We start from the raw sequence: 3,301 nt of genomic DNA on the forward strand, positions 1-3,301 counted from the left end.
CCGACGCCCGTCGCGCGGGCTCGATGTCGGCTTTCTGCTTTACTTCTACCTCCACATGGCAGGGTTCCTCGCGTCGACCCTGCTCATCACCTGGGGCCTGTTCGTCCTCTTCTTCCTCGCCATCGGCGGCTTCTCGTTCGACGGGATGATGCACCAGCTCGACAATCTTGCGAGCCGGTACGTCGCCGCCGAGGCCGCTCGCATCACGTCATTCCGGCACGTCTTGATCGTCGCGCACATGCTTCTCGCGGCCGCGGTCATCTTCTTCCGCCGGCACAGCATCCTGCCTTCGCGCGATCCCAAGGGGAGCAACACCGATGTCTGATCAGCCCCAGCTCGACCTTCAAGCTCCTCCGACGGCGCCGAAGGCCGCTGCGCCGGCCCGTTCCGGGCGTGGTTTCGGCGGATTCACGCGGGCTCAGCTGGTGATGGGCGCGATCCTGATCGTCGCACTGATCTGGGCGATGTGGGTGACCAAGGCACTCGTCGAGCCCCGCGAGGAGCATATCGTCAAGGCGAGCCTCTCCAACATCGTTGGCGAGTATGTGAGCGCGCAGGCGCGCTCCGCGTCGCCGCCCGGGCAGGTCGAGGCCGAGATGCGTGCCTTCATGTCCTCGCTCGACCACGAACTCCAGCGCCGCGGTGCGGGGGGGCAGGTGGTGCTGGTCGGCGAGGCGGTGCTGACGAAGAACGTGCCCGACATCACCGACAGCCTGCGGAAGGCCGTCTATGCGAGCGGCGTTCGCCAACCCCGGCCGGCGAGCGCTCAGGAGATGCAGCAGCTCCAGCAGCAGATGGCGCCGGGACCGGCGACGCCATCGATGCCCGGCGGGCCCGCTGCCGCTACCGGCGCAACGCTCGAGCCGATGGTGGCCGTCCCGGCCGGAGCGGCCATGCCGCAGGCCGGCTCCGGTGCCGGCGCTGCGCCTTCCGCGGCAATCCCCGGGGCAGCGATCACCACCTTTGGAGGTCCCGATGGCAGTGCCGGTCAGTAATGCGACGGCCGCCCCCTGGCGGCCGCGCAAACGACTTTGGGGCCTGTATGGCGGGCTCGTCGCGGGAAGCGTGGTGCTCGGCGCGATCAGCGACTGGCGCGACAATCACGCGCTCCTGATCAACACCACAGACTCGCTCCCGAACTGGGCGTTCGTCATCCACCGGAACAAGGTGCCGGTCAGGGGCGAGTACGTCTTCTTCGATCCGCCCCCCAGCGACCTGGTGCGGCGCCATTTCGGCGACAAGCCGCAGATGTTCGGCAAGATCGTCTACGGCCTGCCGGGCGACGTTGTGGCGCACTGGCACCGCGCCGTGACGGTGAACGGACGGGTCGTGGGCTACACCAAGCCCACGACCAGAAGCGGCGAGCGGCTCCCGATCGGGCCGAGCGGCGTGATACCGGCGGGCTGCTACTATGTCGGCACCCCCCACAAGGATGGTTTCGACTCCCGCTACGCGGCGATCGGCTTTGCCTGTCGGCGCCAGATTGTCGGCACCGGCGAGGCGATCCTGTGATCCGCGCGGTCGCTGCCTCGCTCGCCGGTGCTGCCTGTCTGGGCGCCGGGGTCCTGGTCACCGGATCGGAGCGGGGCGAAGCGCGGGACTTCGGCCAGCTCGGGCAGACGTTCCCTGTCATCGAAGCCGACCTGCTCTCCACCATCGAGGCTCGGTTGCAACGCGCGCAGGCGACGGGAGAGATGGACCGCGTCAACGCGGCCTTCGCCAAGCGCGTGGAGGCCAAGGTGCGGCGCCCGGTGCCGGTGGCCGGCATCACGCCTGCCGAGGAGCCGCGGGCCTGGGACTATGACCCGAGCATCACGCTCGAGCGCGAGATCCGGGACCACAAAGGACAGGTGATCGCGCAAGCCGGGCAGAGGATCAATCCGCTCGACTTCGTATCGATGCGGCAGAGCCTCGTCTTTGTCGACGGCGACGATACGGCGCAGGTCGTGTGGGCGACCCGACGGTTCACCGAGTTCAACGCGAAGATCATCTTCGTCAAGGGCTCGCCGATCGAGTCGATGACGGCGCGTAAGCGCCGGTTCTTCTTCGACCAGGACGGTCGCCTGACCGCCAAGTTCGGCATCCGCCACACCCCGGCCGTGGTGTCGCAGACCGGCAGTCTGCTGCGCGTCTCGGAGACCGTCCTCGAGCCGGGAGCAAAGAGCTGATGCCGCTTTGGCTGGACCTTCTGCGGACCCCCATGGCCGCACCGGAAACCGGCGCCCTTCGCCGCATGCGGCTGGTGTGGCAGGGGCTGTGCCTGTCGGTCGCGTCGGTCGTGGGGTTCTTCGCGCAGTTCCATGCCGCCCTTGGCCGGGCTGCGCCGTGCCTCGCGGCCGCGCTGCTCGCCGCGGCGGCGCTGTACACCTGGCTCTATCTTCGCCGGAAGAATGCGGCCGACAGCGCCTTCCTCCAAGAGACGGGGGAGGCGGGCTGATGCGCTGGCTGAGGGCCATCCTCGGCGTCTTGGGGCTGCTGCTCGTGGTGGTGGCCCTGGCGCCGCGCGCCGAGGCGGCGCCGACGTGCACGGGCAAGTTCGTGAATCCCATCACGGACGTCTGCTGGTCGTGCCTCTTTCCGCTTTCGATCGGCGGGGCGAAGATCTGGCCGGGCAGCCGCCCCGACACCAACAATCCTGCGTCGCCGGTCTGCGCGTGCGCCGACCCCTTACCCCGCATCGGCATCTCGGTCGGCTTCTGGGAGCCCGCGAGGCTGGCGGACGTAACGATGAAGCCGTGGTGCTTTCCCAACCTCGGGGGAACGCGGATCGCGCCGGGCTTCGACATCGGCCAGGGCTACCTAGCCGGGCCGTCGATGGTAGGCGGCCGGTCACAGAGCACGGCGAAGTGGCACGTCCACTGGTACGTCTACCCGCTCCTATACTGGATGGAGATCCTGACCGACTTCATCTGCTTCGAGCAGGCATCGTTCGACATCGCCTATATGACCGAGGTCGATCCGCTGTGGCAGGATGACTCGCTGACCGCGATCATCAACCCCGAGGCGATCGTCTTCGCGAACCCGATCGCAAAGGCGGCGTGCGCGGGCGACTGCATTGCGGGAACGGCCGCGCTGCCGCTCGACGCGCTGTTCTGGTGCGCGGGGTGCCAGGGCAGCATGTATCCGCTCAACGGCAATATTCCCGCCTCGATCGGGCATGTCCAGTCGTCGCGGCTCGCGCTTTCCCGGTTCGCCTACAAGATGCACCGCGAAGGCCTCGCCTGGGGCACGATGGGCTCGCAGGGGCTCTGCAAGAAGTACCTGATGCCGATCATGCGGAAGCAGCAATACCGCTTCCAGA

At 68.0% G+C, this 3,301-nt stretch carries 6 protein-coding genes; all 6 read left to right on the forward strand.

From position 1 onward, the window contains the following. Positions 1-325 (forward strand): hypothetical protein (locus BGN95_RS01230; protein WP_353744653.1); only part of this gene is annotated, 325 nt, incomplete at its 5' end. Then, positions 318-995 carry a type-F conjugative transfer system protein TrbI gene (locus BGN95_RS01235; RefSeq protein ID WP_037569809.1) on the forward strand — a complete coding sequence of 226 codons (678 nt, stop codon included), beginning with the start codon at positions 318-320 and terminating at the stop codon, positions 993-995. The genes BGN95_RS01230 and BGN95_RS01235, both read left to right, overlap by 8 nt. Beyond that, the gene (locus tag BGN95_RS01240; protein ID WP_042469292.1) at positions 976-1,512 is read left to right on the forward strand and encodes a S26 family signal peptidase; all 537 of its coding nucleotides are present in this window, start codon (positions 976-978) and stop codon (positions 1,510-1,512) included. The genes BGN95_RS01235 and BGN95_RS01240 overlap by 20 nt, the downstream gene beginning before the upstream one ends. Beyond that, complete coding sequence (gene traW / locus BGN95_RS01245; RefSeq protein WP_007406603.1) at positions 1,509-2,168, forward strand: type-F conjugative transfer system protein TraW; 660 nt, start codon at positions 1,509-1,511, stop codon at positions 2,166-2,168. Before BGN95_RS01240 ends, traW begins: the two co-directional genes overlap by 4 nt. After that, positions 2,168-2,437: a hypothetical protein gene (locus BGN95_RS01250; protein ID WP_007406606.1), complete on the forward strand. Its 270-nt coding sequence runs from the start codon at positions 2,168-2,170 to the stop codon at positions 2,435-2,437. The genes traW and BGN95_RS01250 overlap by 1 nt, the downstream gene beginning before the upstream one ends. Then, on the forward strand, positions 2,437-3,301 hold an 865-nt coding region (traU, locus tag BGN95_RS01255), incomplete at its 3' end, for a conjugal transfer pilus assembly protein TraU (protein ID WP_286771375.1). The genes BGN95_RS01250 and traU, both read left to right, overlap by 1 nt.

This window comes from Sphingomonas sp. 66-10 (genome assembly GCF_001897045.1).
Classification (GTDB): domain Bacteria; phylum Pseudomonadota; class Alphaproteobacteria; order Sphingomonadales; family Sphingomonadaceae; genus Sphingomonas; species Sphingomonas lycopersici.

What these genes read in the sequence shown, in the direction of transcription:
- BGN95_RS01250 (WP_007406606.1), top strand. Translation starts at nt 2,168, where the DNA reads ATGCCGCTTTGGCTGGACCTTCTGCGGACCCCCATGGCCGCACCGGAA.
- BGN95_RS01240 (WP_042469292.1), top strand. Translation starts at nt 976, where the DNA reads ATGGCAGTGCCGGTCAGTAATGCGACGGCCGCCCCCTGGCGGCCGCGC.
- BGN95_RS01235 (WP_037569809.1), top strand. Translation starts at nt 318, where the DNA reads ATGTCTGATCAGCCCCAGCTCGACCTTCAAGCTCCTCCGACGGCGCCG.